Source organism: Lysinibacillus sp. GW823-FHT06C08 (genome assembly GCF_058795135.1).
In genome coordinates this window covers 178155-191832 of the sequence record NZ_JBXAHN010000008.1, presented here as the reverse complement: position 1 = coordinate 191832, position 13678 = coordinate 178155, and the positions used below count along the sequence as shown (strand labels likewise).

Genomic DNA, 13678 nt, shown 5'->3' with positions numbered 1-13678 from the left:
TACGATATATATCAAAACTTAATTTCGTTATACGTTTTATTGCCGCGATGTTCCTCCAAAGTTTAACTTTTTTCATAGAAAAAGTCCAAGAAATGTTGGTTTAACAGCATTTCTTGGACTTTGATTTCTTTTTGGGACATTCACGTTTTCTAGAGCATACAAATGATTAATTTTGAGATAGTTGTATCCAATCGTTTTACGTCCCATTGAAGAAAATATCGGTTAAATAAAATGATTTAACTATTTTTTCACATTTATACTGTATCCAACAAATAAGATTAAAAACCAAACTGGTGCGACATATAGCGCAATACGCATGTCTGGAATAAACGCCATTAACACAATCACCATTAATAAGAATGCAATGGCAATATACGTAGAAAGTGGATAAAGCGGAATTTTGAATTTCAGCTCGGCTACTTCCCCTTTCGTTTTTGACTTTCTAAATTTCAATTGTGCTAATAATATAATCATCCAGCTTGTTATGACTGCAACAGTCGCAACAGCAGAAATATAGATGAACACTTTTTCAGGTACTATATAGTTTAAGACAACCGCCATTAATAACACCGCTGAAGAAAATAAAATCCCTCTACGTGGACTACCGTTTTTGCTTACTGTTTTGAAATAGGTTGGACCATTCTTTTGTACCGATAAGTTATGTAGCATACGTCCTGAACCGTATAGACCACTATTAAATGCAGACATTGCTGCTGTAATGACAACAAAGTTAATAATGTGAGCCGCAGCAGGAATGCCAACGTAATCGAAAATTTGAACAAACGGGCTACCCTCTGAACCAACTTCGTTCCAAGGATAAATAATCATCATTACACCTAATGCACCAATATAGAAAATTAATATACGCCAAACGATGTTGTTAATAGCTGAAGGAATTGACTTGCTAGGATTTTTTGCTTCTCCTGCAGAAATACCAACTAATTCAACCCCACCGAATGAGAACATAACTAATACAAGTGACATTAAAATACCATGGAAACCGTTAGGCATGAAGCCACCGTGTGCCCATAAATTATCGAAGCCAATTGCTTCACCTTGGTTGCCAACACCGAAGAAAATAATGGCTAACCCTAGAACGATCATACCGATAATCGCAACAACTTTAATCATCGCAAACCAAAATTCGAATTCTCCGTAGGCTTTTACATTTGCTAAGTTTACAAGAGTCATTATAACGAGTACTACAAGGGCAGTTACCCATTGTGGAATATCAGGGAACCAGTAGTTAATGTATACTCCGACTACTGTTAATTCTGCCATACCAACGACAATCCACATGAACCAATACGTCCAACCCGATAAGAATCCAGCAAAGCGCCCTAAATATTTATTCGCGTACGTACTGAACGAGCCTGAAACAGGTTCCTCTACTGCCATTTCGCCTAATGCACGCATAATTGTGAAAATAACTAATCCGCCAATTAAATAAGCTAGTAAAATAGATGGCCCAGCCATTTGGATGGTTGAACTAGAGCCATAAAATAAACCGACTCCAATGGATCCGCCAAGTGCAATTAATTGCATATGACGTGTACTTAATCCGCGCTTTAGCTGTGAATCTTGATGATTGTCTTTCATAATGTCTAACTCCTATTACGTTTAGATTTTCAAATACTTTGCTCAAAAAAGGAATAAAAAAAAACGCCCTTTTGGATTAACCAAAAGGACGATTCAACTCGTGTTACCACCTTTAATTTATAAGCAATTCACATTACTTACCTTAAGAAGTACGGTCATTTGACGATACTCTCGCACATGATTACGGGTGCTTACCGGTGTAGCCTACTTAGAATGATCTTTTCGGTACACAGCTCCAAGATGAATTCTCAATCGTTTTACATGCACCTCTCATCAACCGGTAACTTTCTGTTCGTAAAAATAATTGATACTATTTCTTTTCATAGCCTTTGTTCTATACAAATATTTTTGAATTGTTTTTCATTTTACAGCAAAAAAATATTTTGTCAATATAAAGTTTCTTCATACCCCATTTAAATTGCAAATGATATTTTTCGATACAATTCACCAATTTAATTTATTTTGGAATAAATACAAGTGTCAGTCAGCTTGCTGCCATCTGCGGATAGATCTTCATTCCTTAATATACCTTCCAACATAAAACCAAGCTTTTCCGGAATAAAACGACTTTTAAAGTTTGTTGAATCACATCTTATTTCAATTCTCTTACATTCGAGGTGATTTAATCCGAAGTTCACTAACTCCTTTACCGCTTCCGTCATATAGTCATTACCGCTATATTTGGTATTAATCCAGTATCCTATTTCACATTTAGGAATACTCCAGTCAATCCCATGAAGGCTCGCAGTTCCAATAAGGTCCTTGCCGCCACTTTTATCAAAAATAAGAAAACGAAAGCTTTCTCTTTTTAAAAAATTTATATGAGCATCCCTTAACAAGATTTCTGTTTCTTCAACTGTAGGGAGTTGTTGGAAAAGTGACAACCATTCTTTTAATTCAGTAAAGGAATCTTTAATGGCCTGGTTCACCATTTCTCCGTCTCCAGTTAGAAGCGGTGCACGAAGAATTAACCTTTCTGCTTCTAATTGTAAAGGAATATCTAAAAACAAAGGGTTCATTTGATTTGCCCCAATCCTTGATTTTTTTAGAATAATAAACAACTACATCAAACTCTTCGATTATGGTGATCCTACCTGTTCTCATTAATGGGAGATCCCGCCCCAGCATTATTCCCCCTCCCCACCTACCGAAGTTCTCTTATCATCATAGCCATATGTACATTTCGTATTGATTAATAAAGTATTTTATCCAAAGGAATAGGTTTAGTCAACGACTATTGTTCGACACTATTTGGCCATTTAGATGATCAAAGAAAGACGCTTTCCTCACTATAGAAATGCGTCCGATTGCTGAAAAATGACTGTTCCAAAACCTATTCCCTTTATTAATTGTCTTCTTCACCTTTGTACGCCAAAATATCAAGTGGCTGGCAACCCAAAGTCTTGCTTCTAATGCGAACCGCTTTTGCTTCCCCATTTTTTACAATAGAAAGATTTTCATATTCTTTCCAACCTTTTTTGGAAAGCTCCGTTAAGTTCATTTTTCATTTTGCTCACATCATATCAATACTCATAATAATTGCTATATATCCACCTCAAACGGTCCAATCATTTTCTGATTTTATAAGAATGGCTTCCTGTAGAAGCCGTTGGAGGATAGAAGCAAAAACAGCAATCATCAACGAAGCGAAAATAATGATGAGCACCATTATACCAATAGGAGGGTCAACTTTTCTTGCTATAAAATGAAAGATTGGCATACCTAAAGCATACAGCCCGCTGATTATAATCGCGCAACACTTGATGTTCTTTAATGACTTTACAGATAACTCAGAGAAAGTAATGTCCTCGTCAATATACTTTAAAAGCTTAATAGCCTGATAGAGAGCAAAGAAAAAAGGCATAGCCGCTCCATACATTACGATGAAAATAAGAGATGTCATTGGAGAAAAATTTGGATACAAACTTGATGCGAAATTAGCTATATGGGGCACTAAAAATATACATAAAGCGAGAATTGCAATCCCAGCGAGAAAAATAATTACCTTTAAGAAAGTCGTTGAACCTCGTTTAACATTCATTTGAAGCACCTCACTTAATTAATAACATAATAAATTTACCACAAAATTTATTGATTAGCGATAAAATTACATTGTTTATAATTATATTTTTATTGTTTTATTTGTATACTTTTTTAAATTTAACATTCGTTAAAATAGTCATAATAAAAACTCGACCCAAAACTAATGGATCGAGTTAAGTTTGACTTCCATCTATTCGATTTTTACTTCTGGATATTTTTGTTTATGGGTGGAGATGTTGAGAGCAGCTTGCATTTCTTTATGAATCGAAGAATGAGGCTTGGTGTTTCACCATGAATTTCTATAAGCGATAATTAACTGTTCCTTCTATTTCCTACTCCAATTATTTAGTCTATAGATTGGGCGAAGGCATACTTCAACTCAATATTGGTCAATCAGGTATTTCTGGATTTTCGTTTGCCAACATGATAAAGACACCAAAGTAAATTCTTTGGTGTCTTTATATTACTTAGTTTTTAGTAATCGAAGTGAATTTAAAATAACAATCAACGCGGCCCCAGTGTCACTTAATACGGCAAGCCATAGCGTTAGCCAACCAGGGAATATCAACATTAGCGCAATAACCTTAATGATAATTGAAAAGATAATATTTTGTTTTATAATCATTAAAGCTTTTTTACTGAGTTTGATTGTATGAGGTAACTTATCAAGGTTATCAGCCATTAATACAATATCTGCCGTTTCCATGGCTGTATCAGTACCTGCGCCCCCCATTGCAATGCCCAAATGTGCAGTTGCAAGAGCTGGGGCATCATTTATACCGTCTCCTACCATAGCGACTGTGTAGCCTTCATTTTGGAGCCTTTGAATGGCATTCACTTTATCTTCTGGTAATAAATTAGCGAAGTAACGACCAACATTGGCTTCTGCAGCAATCATTTTAGCAGCTCCATCATTATCTCCCGTTAACATGACAGTTTGATTAACACCTTGTTGCATCACTAAATTTAAAGTTGAAACCGTTGACGATCGAATCATATCTGATACTGAAACTAAACCTAATATCTCTTTTTCTGTACCAATAATAACCACTGTTTTCCCGTGATCTTGCATTTCATGGATACGTTGGATTAATTTATTTAAAGAAACACCAAGCTCCTCGAAAAGCTTCACATTTCCTGCATAATAAATTGTATCCCCAATTTTTGCTTGAACACCCTTCCCGACAATATTTTTGAAATCTGTCCCGATTTTTTTCTCAATATTGTGGTCCACTACATAATTTGTAATGGCTTTAGCAATAGGATGCGTGGAATATTCCTCTAACGTTAGTGCTAGTGATAGAAATTCTACTTCAGCTATCTCTTCCACTTGAACATCCGATACAGTAGGTTTGCCTTCTGTTAATGTTCCTGTTTTATCAAATGCAACGGCATCGATCTTGCCGGCAATCTCAAGAAATGTCCCGCCTTTGATAAGAACGCCATTTTTAGCTGCGTTCCCAATAGCTGAAACTATGGCGACTGGTGTTGATATAACTAATGCGCATGGACAAGCAACGACCAATAACTCAAGACCTTTATAAAACCACTCGCCGGCTGTTCCAAAGCCAAGTATGGGTGGAATAATAATCAATGCTAATGCAGAGATAAATACTATAGGTGTATAGATACTTGCAAATTTATCAACAAATGCTTCTGTCGGTGCTTTTTTCTCTTGTGCTTCCTCTACCAGATGAATTATTTTAGCGATAGTAGTATCTGCAACTAGTTTTGTTACTTTTACTTCCAATGTACCATGTTCATTAATTGTACCCGCATAAACAATATCTCCAATTTGTTTATCTACTGGAATAGATTCACCCGTTATAGGTGCTTGATTAATACTTGACTCTCCCATTAGTATTTCACCATCTAATGGGATTTTTTCTCCTGGTTTAATAACAATGATTTGGCCAAGTATAATTTCTTCAACAGGTTTCTTTTCAATTGCTGTACCTACTTTAACCCAAGCTTTTGGTGGAGCTAAGTCCATTAAATTTGAGATTGAATCTCGAGTGCGTTCGATTGATTTTGTTTGTAGGTAAGTGCCAATAGCAAACAACCAAACAACCGTCGCGCCTTCAAGCCATTCTCCTATCACCATTGCACCTATTGCTGCACCAGACATTAGAACATTCATATCGAGCGCTCGGCTCTTAACTGCATAAAATGCACTTCGTACTGGTTTATATCCACTAATAATTAGTGCAATCCCATAAAAAAGATTAATTAGCCATTCAGGAAGAGCTGTATATGATCCAATAATCCCTAATACTATTAAAACTCCTGAAAAGATGATGACGTTGTTTTCAGTTTTCGATTGCTTTTGTTTTGTGTTTGAGGATTTATTTTCTACAAGAGTAGCTTTAAATCCAATTTTTGAGACTTCAGAAATAATTTCATCTGAAGTTCCATCGTGTTCAACTTTCATTTTTCCAGTAGAAAAGTTGACGTTTACATTTGAAACTGTTGGTATACTCATTAAATGCTTTTCAATACTTTTCGCACAGCTACTACAATCCATGCCACCTACATCATACGTTTTTAAATGATTATTTTGTAGGATGGGTTCTGCCTTAAATCCTAGTTTTTTTACAGTACGTTCAATAGGCAATAATGCTTCTGAATTATCCGCTCTTACCTGCATTTTTGCAGTACTGAAATTCACTTGAACTGTACGAATATCTGGGAGAGTAACTAACCCTTTCTCTATGGTTTTCGCACATGCTGCACAATCCATTCCGAAAATCCGATACGACATTTGACAATGAACAAGTTCTATTTGGTTTGAGTTACTATGATTTGCTGAAATATCTTCAAGTGAAATAGATGTCTGTCTCGATTCTTCACTACAGCTTGAGTTGTTACTGTTATTAGTAGTTTTTAATGTTGATGTTGTTGATGATGTGGAAGAGCAGCAACTCTTACCTATTTGCTCATCATTAACATTTTGATTTGACTCACAGCAACTTTTATCTATCTGCTCATCATTAACATTTTGATTTGACTCACAGCAACTCTCTTCTATCTGCTTATCATTATCATTATCATTATCATTATGACTATTTGAACTACAGCATTTATCGGCCATATCAATCCCTCTAATCTAAATGATTTGCACAGCATGCAACATCAGAGTAAACATCTTCTAAAACTGTATCAAACATTTCAAGAAGTTCGCGAATACGCTCATTTCTCAAACTATAGTAGCAATACTTCCCTTCATTTCGGCCAACAATTATGCCACAGCCTTTTAAACAGGCTAAATGTTGTGAAATGTTAGACTGATTGCCCTTTAGTTCTTCAACAATTTGAGAAACGGTCTTTTCCTTCTCTTTAATACAATCTAATATTTGAAGTCTTACTTTATTGGAAAATCCATGAATTAATTTAATTTTTATATCTAAAGAATTATCTGTCACAAAATCTCCTCCAATTCATATTAGACTTTGCTAATATGTTTTGTTATTATCATATTCGATATCACTAATATGTGTGTCCATCATATTAGCACTTACTAATATGTCTGTCAAAATTTTTTAATAATCAGTTTATTGGAGGTGTGAATGTTAAAAACACTCTTATTAATGCATTAAACCGTTAAGTGAAAGCGGATACATCAACTAGGATTTTAACATCTAATAAGTGATTAAGAGGCTAGCACAACATACTATCAAATATTCAAAAAACAAAAAAATGAGGTTATGTAACATGAAAAATAAAGGCGCAAAAATCGCTGTTATCCTAACGCTACTTGTTTTTGTATTCGTAGCTTGGATTGTTGTATTAAATCAAAAGAATGATCCTGTTCCAGAGAAAGCTCCTACTGGGCCACCGTCTATAGAAGGTCAACCACTTTTAGGGGAATCAAATGCTCCAGTAACAATAGTTGAATTCGGTGATTTCAAATGTCCGGCATGTAAGGCTTGGGGAGATACCGTCTTTCCTAAATTAGTAGATGAATATATTACAAGTGGAGATGTGAATTTTGCCTACGTTAATGTTCCATTCCATGGGCAAGAATCTATTTTAGCTGCTTTGGCAGCCGAATCTGTTTATCAACAAGACCCAAATGTGTATTGGGATTTCCATAAAACGCTCTTCTCCTCCCAACCAGAAACAGCAAAGCATGATGAATTATGGGTAACAACAGAAAAGTTATTAGAGCTTACCAGCACTATGCCATCCATTTCACCTGAAAAATTAACACAGGACTTGGAACAAGAACAGACAATGCCACAAGTGGAAACAGATACTACTTTATATAAAAAGCACGGAGTCGGGGTTACACCAACGATTATCATTGGCGATACAAAAATTAGTGATCCATTTGATTATGCAGAAATTCAAAAAATCATCAAAGAAGAATTGAGTGCTCCAAATGAATAAAGTGATAAAAGGAAATTCTAAAGACATTTATCTACTTTACTTTGCTTGGCTAGTCTCATTAGTTGCTACTTTTGGTAGCTTATACTTTAGTGAAATTAGAGAGTTTATCCCTTGTGAAAAGTGTTGGTATCAAAGGATCTTCATGTATCCGCTTGTTTTTATTTTGGGAATTGCGATGTTTCAACGTGATGTAACCGCGAGAAAATTTGTTTTACCTCTTTCCATTATTGGAGGCTGTATATCTCTTATACACTATCTTGAACAGAAAATCCCTGGATTTGGGGGATTTAAACCATGTGTAAGTGGTGTACCATGTAATATCCAATATATTAATTGGTTTGGGTTTGTAACGATCCCCTTCCTTGCATTAACGGCCTTTACGCTCATAACTATTAGCATGATAGCTATGTCCAGAGCCAAACGAGAGGTGGAGTGATCTTTGCAAAATGAGATTAATTTATTACTAGTCTTCGGAGCAGGATTATTATCTTTTCTATCCCCTTGCTCATTACCGTTATATCCCGCGTTTCTTTCATATATAACAGGTGTATCGTTAAATGAATTAAAAGAAAACAAAGGGATTTTAAGTAGACATGCAATAAAAAACACACTTTTATTCTTATTTGGTTTTTCTATGATTTTTCTAGCTCTTGGTCTCTCCACTTCGTTTATAGGGACATTCTTTATCCAATATAAAGATTTATTGAGACAAATCGGTGCCATCATTATGGTATTCTTTGGGCTAATAAGCGTTGGCATCCTAAAGTTAGATTTTCTACTCTCTGAAAAGAAATACCAGTTTAAAAACCGACCAAGTGGTTACATAGGTTCGATTTTAATAGGGATAGGATTCGCTGCCGGCTGGACACCTTGTACGGGTCCTATATTAGCTGGTGTAATGGCTTTAGGGCTATCAAACCCTGATAAAGGCTTAATATACATGCTCATTTATGTACTTGGTTTTTCAATTCCATTTCTATTGATGTCGCTATTTATAGGCAAATTGCGTTTTTTCCAAAGAAGAAGCCATCAATTTAAGATCATTGGCGGATGGATTATGATTTTAATGGGCGTTTTATTATATTTTGACATGATGACGAAAATTATTGCATGGGTTACACCTATTTTTGGAGGCTTTACAGGTTTTTAAGAGTTTATATGCTTTAATTTTACTGTTGAAAGATGGGATGACAAATTGAATAATACATGGAACAAGATAATTTACAAACTGGGCTCTTCCTTCTACGATAAATTTTTTAACACAGGTATTTTTTTAAAAACTAGAAAGAGGATTTTTCAAGAAGTACCTTTTAAAAACAAACAAAAAATATTGTATGTGGGCATTGGTACTGGAGCGGATTTAGAATTAATTGATTACGCTAAATATGATATTACAGCCATTGATTATTCTCCTGACATGCTAAATAAAGCTAAAAATAAATTCAAGAACTCTACAATTCATTTTTTAGAAATGGATGCTCAAAAAATGACGTTTGAAGATGAAACCTTTGACTATATTGTAGCTAGCTTAATTCTTTCGGTCGTTCCTGATGGGAGTAAGTGTTTTGGAGAGATGATCAGAGTTTTAAAAAAGGATGGAAAAATTCTAGTTTTTGATAAATTTGCTCCTAAAAATCAAAAAATCACATTCACAAAAAAGCTATTACGCCCATTTATCAGCTTGTTAGGAACCGATATTGGTAGGAATTTTGAAGAGCTCATTAATCAAAACAAACATCGGATAAAAATAGAAAAAGATCATCCTGTAATGCTAAATGGCATGTATCGATATATTGAAGTAAGTAGAGTATCTTAGCTACTACTAAATAGGAATAGTTGCCTTAAACATGCACCCTAGAAAATTAATAGTAACAATGCGTACACTAATATTAGTTACAATTAAATATCTTATGTAAACTGAATGCAATAAATTAAATGCACCAATACATGCCCAATGATTATGTATTGGTGCTCCCGTCAGCAATTAAAAGTATTATTAATATTCATCAATCAACTAAGTTTTCTTTCTTCTATAATATCTCTAACATTCAAAATGGCACCTACTGCTAATGCTGAAATAAGAAATCCAAAGAAATCCGTTTATATTAATTTTTCCTTTAATAACAGCAGGAAGAGTTAAAGTCTCGTCCAAATAATCCTTTAACGAAACCATAATTGGTGCACAATTCTCTCCTACACCAATTATCAGGGATAAATCTTTTGGCGAATAGACAACTGTATGTAATGATGTAGTACATCCCATCGGTGGAAAAGAAACATCATATCCGCTATAAAACTTCACGATAAGGTCTAACTCCATCTCTAGCCCATTGGCCATACCTTTAAGTTCCTCTAAAATACCTGGTAAACAGTCTTTAGTACTTCCTGAGCCTTTGTTGAATTAGAATTAGTACTTAACGTTTGAAGCAAATTAAATTGTTCTAACAACATGGATGTTTTAATTTTTTTACTTTGTTTCAATCCTATATTAGGATAGCTACCTTTTAACTCTACAACGCTTACTATCAACTCTTCCCTGTCTCATACTCCTCTCCTTACAATTTGAGTAACTGACATTAACAAATCTAATTCAGTAAAATCCACACCATGACACCACTCCAGGATTGAAGACGTTGGTGTCCATTCATTTTCGGAAGCATAGTGTAATAATTTGTTGTAACCAATTTGAATTGTTGAGATGGAATCTTGGTAAGACATTGCAATGCAGATGCATTGCGGTATGTGTTCTATAAAGGCTGTTTCTGATCAAGTATTTATTTCTAAATCAATTGGGATACCAAAACCAATTTGTGCTTTAATAAATTCATTACCAGATACTTATTTCAGTAACAATTTTTAATAGGAATTTTTATATTTTTTATTTCATTCCCTCTACGCAAAAAGTGTTCTTTAAATTTTCCTACTTTAGATTCTGCATTATACCAAATAATTTGTTCTGCACTTTTTTCTGTTAGATAAATCTCCCTACTTATAGAATCACTTTCTAAATAGCGTAGGCTGACCGTTAAAAAGTCCTTTTTCTTGTTAATATTATTAATCCAATTCTCCATCATCTGCTTTTGTTTTGCTTCATCGTTTTCTGTTAAATAAACTTTTATAACTTTTTGGTATATCAGCTAAACGTAAACTTGAAATCTACTTTACTGTCGCGATTTGATCATTGGAATATATCCGATAACCATTTGTGCTTCTCTCTCGTGGTAAAAGTAAATTCTTTGCTTCATAATACCTTAATGCACTTTTAAAAATACCAGTTTTTTCAGAAAAAAGCTGTATATTCATGAATTCAGTCAAATTACCATCTACCTAAGTCTAATGTTAAACCTTAAAGTAACTTGAATGTAAAGATAAATTTCTCGGAAAAAATGACTCCCCCCAACCAGCTAGTCAATTCAAGGAAAAGGATTAATTATGTAAGCTTCATTAACCTATAGTACGGAAAATGAACTGCGAACAAAAGATATAAAGAGCTACCAACTAAGGGCAAGTTTTCAAAATTTTAGAATTTATAACCTAAAGTAATAATTTTTTTCCAAAAAAAATTGATTAACCATAACTAAAGAACTATAATTAATTAAAAAGTTGAGATAGTTAAAAAGAAGGGGGTAAGTATCTATGAGTCAACAGCTGAAAAATGGTAAGGTCAGAAAAGGAAGTTTAAAAAATCGCATTATCGGATTTACACTTTTACTGTTTATTTCGGTTATCAGCATTAGTTCCTATTTGAATATTAGTACAGTTAAAGAAAATGTTTCAGATGCGCTATTAGAAAAGAGTATCCAGCAAGTCGATGAAATTGCACGTCAAGCGGAGTATATTTTACTTTCTACATCTAATCCTACAGTGGAATTGCAAAATTTTGTTGAAAACAAGGCTAAGCAAAGTGGGATAGCTTATGCAGTAGTCATTGATAAAAACGTTACGGCAATTGCTCATAGTGATCAAGAGAAAATAGGTAAAAACTATGAAGATGACCCCTACTCAGTAGATGGAGCAAAAAATGGGAAAACTATGACGAGTAGATTTTATGCGGATGTTCAGAAAAGTTGGACGTTCGATATAATGGTACCCATTTACATAGATAATAAGCTTTACGGTTCTATGGATGTTGGCATTTTTGAGGGCGATATCACAAAGGTCACGAATGAAATTTTATTCAAGGAAATTATTACAGTTAGTGCTGGCTGTTTAATAATCATTTTACTAATGATTATTATTTTAAATAAAATGTTTAAGCCTTTGTTGTTAGCAGTTGATAAATGCAATGAAATGGAAAAAGGAGAATTCACTGAGTTAATCAATTTAAAATATACAAGTAGAAATGATGAAGTAGGCAAGCTTACACATGCATTAAATGAGATGCAGAATAATTTTGTTGATTTACTTAATGAAATCAGTCTAACTTCAAAAAAGGTAACTGCATCTTCTGAAGAACTTAAAGATGCTACTAGTATTTCTTTAGAGTCTTCGAAGGATTTATCATCCACTGTTGAAGACATCGCTAAGGGTGCAGTGGAACAGGCAAAAGATACCGAATATGGGACTACAAGTATTGGAGAGCTTGGAGTATTAATTGAAAATAATCAAGGTCATTTAGAAAATCTAAATAAATTTGTCGATGAAGTAAGCAATATAAAAGATGAGAGTTTACTCATATTAAAGGAACTTGTTGCTACAACAGAAGAAAATAATATGGCAGCAAATGAAATTTATACTATCATTCTCACGACTAACGAAAGCTCTGGGAAAATTCAAAATGCAAGTCAGATGATAAGAACTATTGCTGAACAGACGAATTTACTAGCCCTAAATGCGGCTATTGAGGCGTCTAGAGCTGGTGAAGCAGGAAAAGGATTTGCGGTGGTTGCGGACGAAATACGGAAATTGGCAGAACAATCCAATCAATTCACTAAGGAAATTGCCACAGTGATAGGAGATTTAACAGGAAAAACTGCACAAGCAGTTCAAACAATGCAAGAAGTGAATAATCTTGTCAATTCGCAAACAAAAAGTGTTGAAACTACAAATGGTAAATTCGAAGATGTTGCAGTTTCTATTGAAAAAATAAAAACGGTAATTGAGGATTTATATAACTTAGGCAATAATATGGGTGAAAAAAAGGACGAAGTAATAGATATTCTACAAAACTTATCTGCTATATCGGAAGAAAATGCAGCTGGTACGGAAGAAGCAGCCGCATATTTACAGAATCAAACAAACTCCATTTATGAAGTTGCCCATTCTAGTGAAGAATTAGCAAAGTTAGCTAATACAATGGAGGAAAATGTCTCTAAGTTTACTATTCAAACAAATTCAAAGCGATAATAAAAGCAAAGCTCAATTTCTCTAATTTATACAGAGAAATTGGGTTTTTTTCAAAAAAACAGCTTTTTATTCTACCTTAGCGCTACCTATCCGCTATACATAAGGTATATGTAAGAATGCAATAAAAAAAGACGATTTATTGTAAGAACTTTTGCATAAAAACTGAAAGATATTGTCTTGTACCTGTATCTTTTGGTTATTTTGTAATTCCTGCAAAAAGAAATAGTAAATTACTATACAAATGAGTTGAGAAATCAGATGTTCGTATAGAAGAGGGATTCTACACTGAAACCGCAGTTTG

General features: G+C 34.1%; 14 protein-coding genes and 1 other annotated feature. Of the genes, 5 read left to right on the top strand and 9 right to left on the bottom strand.

Annotation, left to right across the window (positions count from 1 at the left end):
- Positions 1-240: 240 nt before the first annotated feature.
- The 6 genes from AC1Q6O_RS18090 to AC1Q6O_RS18065 form a co-directional block, all read right to left on the bottom strand.
- A complete protein-coding gene (locus AC1Q6O_RS18090) occupies positions 241-1599 on the bottom strand; it encodes an amino acid permease (protein WP_089987174.1) in 1359 nt (452 codons plus the stop codon).
- A gap of 81 nt (positions 1600-1680) precedes the next feature.
- Positions 1681-1932: a binding site (T-box leader), on the bottom strand.
- Between the two features lie 119 nt (positions 1933-2051).
- Positions 2052-2618 carry a GNAT family N-acetyltransferase gene (locus tag AC1Q6O_RS18085; protein WP_492401927.1) on the bottom strand — a complete coding sequence of 189 codons (567 nt, stop codon included), beginning with the start codon at positions 2616-2618 and terminating at the stop codon, positions 2052-2054.
- 326 nt (positions 2619-2944) lie between these two features.
- Positions 2945-3100 carry a helix-turn-helix domain-containing protein gene (locus tag AC1Q6O_RS18080; protein WP_239354662.1) on the bottom strand — a complete coding sequence of 52 codons (156 nt, stop codon included), beginning with the start codon at positions 3098-3100 and terminating at the stop codon, positions 2945-2947.
- 54 nt (positions 3101-3154) lie between these two features.
- Positions 3155-3640 carry a DUF2975 domain-containing protein gene (locus AC1Q6O_RS18075; RefSeq protein ID WP_090002680.1) on the bottom strand — a complete coding sequence of 162 codons (486 nt, stop codon included), beginning with the start codon at positions 3638-3640 and terminating at the stop codon, positions 3155-3157.
- A gap of 465 nt (positions 3641-4105) precedes the next feature.
- The gene (locus tag AC1Q6O_RS18070; protein WP_492401896.1) at positions 4106-6733 is read right to left on the bottom strand and encodes a heavy metal translocating P-type ATPase; all 2628 of its coding nucleotides are present in this window, start codon (positions 6731-6733) and stop codon (positions 4106-4108) included.
- 10 nt (positions 6734-6743) lie between these two features.
- Positions 6744-7064: an ArsR/SmtB family transcription factor gene (locus AC1Q6O_RS18065; protein ID WP_089987177.1), complete on the bottom strand. Its 321-nt coding sequence runs from the start codon at positions 7062-7064 to the stop codon at positions 6744-6746.
- A gap of 289 nt (positions 7065-7353) precedes the next feature.
- Between AC1Q6O_RS18065 and AC1Q6O_RS18060 the strand changes: the two genes are divergently transcribed.
- Genes AC1Q6O_RS18060 through AC1Q6O_RS18045 form a run of 4 tightly spaced genes read left to right on the top strand, consistent with a single transcriptional unit; the run spans position 7354 to position 9847 of the window.
- Positions 7354-8031: a DsbA family protein gene (locus AC1Q6O_RS18060; RefSeq protein WP_089987178.1), complete on the top strand. Its 678-nt coding sequence runs from the start codon at positions 7354-7356 to the stop codon at positions 8029-8031.
- The gene (locus AC1Q6O_RS18055; RefSeq protein WP_089987179.1) at positions 8024-8467 is read left to right on the top strand and encodes a disulfide oxidoreductase; all 444 of its coding nucleotides are present in this window, start codon (positions 8024-8026) and stop codon (positions 8465-8467) included. Before AC1Q6O_RS18060 ends, AC1Q6O_RS18055 begins: the two co-directional genes overlap by 8 nt.
- A 3-nt stretch (positions 8468-8470) precedes the next feature.
- Positions 8471-9181 carry a cytochrome c biogenesis CcdA family protein gene (locus tag AC1Q6O_RS18050; protein WP_089987180.1) on the top strand — a complete coding sequence of 237 codons (711 nt, stop codon included), beginning with the start codon at positions 8471-8473 and terminating at the stop codon, positions 9179-9181.
- A 45-nt stretch (positions 9182-9226) separates the two neighbouring features.
- Complete coding sequence (locus AC1Q6O_RS18045; RefSeq protein WP_239354664.1) at positions 9227-9847, top strand: class I SAM-dependent methyltransferase; 621 nt, start codon at positions 9227-9229, stop codon at positions 9845-9847.
- Positions 9848-10072: 225 nt separating this feature from the next.
- Here the strand turns inward: AC1Q6O_RS18045 and AC1Q6O_RS18040 are convergent, their stop codons facing one another.
- The 3 genes from AC1Q6O_RS18040 to AC1Q6O_RS18030 all read right to left on the bottom strand — a co-directional run bounded on the left by AC1Q6O_RS18040 (position 10073) and on the right by AC1Q6O_RS18030 (position 11334).
- Positions 10073-10369, bottom strand: a complete 297-nt coding sequence (locus tag AC1Q6O_RS18040) for a hypothetical protein (RefSeq protein WP_089987182.1) — start codon at positions 10367-10369, stop codon at positions 10073-10075.
- Between the two features lie 505 nt (positions 10370-10874).
- Positions 10875-11105 carry a hypothetical protein gene (locus AC1Q6O_RS18035; protein WP_239354666.1) on the bottom strand — a complete coding sequence of 77 codons (231 nt, stop codon included), beginning with the start codon at positions 11103-11105 and terminating at the stop codon, positions 10875-10877.
- 82 nt (positions 11106-11187) lie between these two features.
- Positions 11188-11334, bottom strand: coding sequence for a MerR family DNA-binding transcriptional regulator (locus AC1Q6O_RS18030; protein ID WP_239354762.1), 147 nt, complete (start codon positions 11332-11334; stop codon positions 11188-11190).
- A gap of 333 nt (positions 11335-11667) precedes the next feature.
- Between AC1Q6O_RS18030 and AC1Q6O_RS18025 the strand changes: the two genes are divergently transcribed.
- A complete protein-coding gene (locus tag AC1Q6O_RS18025) occupies positions 11668-13377 on the top strand; it encodes a methyl-accepting chemotaxis protein (RefSeq protein WP_239354668.1) in 1710 nt (569 codons plus the stop codon).
- Positions 13378-13678: the final 301 nt, after the last annotated feature.

Bases quoted from the DNA above. Each gene is read 5' to 3' on its own strand.
- AC1Q6O_RS18085 (WP_492401927.1), bottom strand. From the start codon at position 2,618: ATGAACCCTTTGTTTTTAGATATTCCTTTACAATTAGAAGCAGAAAGG.
- AC1Q6O_RS18080 (WP_239354662.1), bottom strand. From the start codon at position 3,100: ATGAACTTAACGGAGCTTTCCAAAAAAGGTTGGAAAGAATATGAAAAT.
- AC1Q6O_RS18075 (WP_090002680.1), bottom strand. From the start codon at position 3,640: ATGAATGTTAAACGAGGTTCAACGACTTTCTTAAAGGTAATTATTTTT.
- AC1Q6O_RS18035 (WP_239354666.1), bottom strand. From the start codon at position 11,105: ATGATGGAGAATTGGATTAATAATATTAACAAGAAAAAGGACTTTTTA.
- AC1Q6O_RS18070 (WP_492401896.1), bottom strand. From the start codon at position 6,733: ATGGCCGATAAATGCTGTAGTTCAAATAGTCATAATGATAATGATAAT.
- AC1Q6O_RS18030 (WP_239354762.1), bottom strand. From the start codon at position 11,334: ATGAATATACAGCTTTTTTCTGAAAAAACTGGTATTTTTAAAAGTGCA.
- AC1Q6O_RS18090 (WP_089987174.1), bottom strand. From the start codon at position 1,599: ATGAAAGACAATCATCAAGATTCACAGCTAAAGCGCGGATTAAGTACA.
- AC1Q6O_RS18040 (WP_089987182.1), bottom strand. From the start codon at position 10,369: ATGGCCAATGGGCTAGAGATGGAGTTAGACCTTATCGTGAAGTTTTAT.
- AC1Q6O_RS18060 (WP_089987178.1), top strand. From the start codon at position 7,354: ATGAAAAATAAAGGCGCAAAAATCGCTGTTATCCTAACGCTACTTGTT.
- AC1Q6O_RS18025 (WP_239354668.1), top strand. From the start codon at position 11,668: ATGAGTCAACAGCTGAAAAATGGTAAGGTCAGAAAAGGAAGTTTAAAA.
- AC1Q6O_RS18055 (WP_089987179.1), top strand. From the start codon at position 8,024: ATGAATAAAGTGATAAAAGGAAATTCTAAAGACATTTATCTACTTTAC.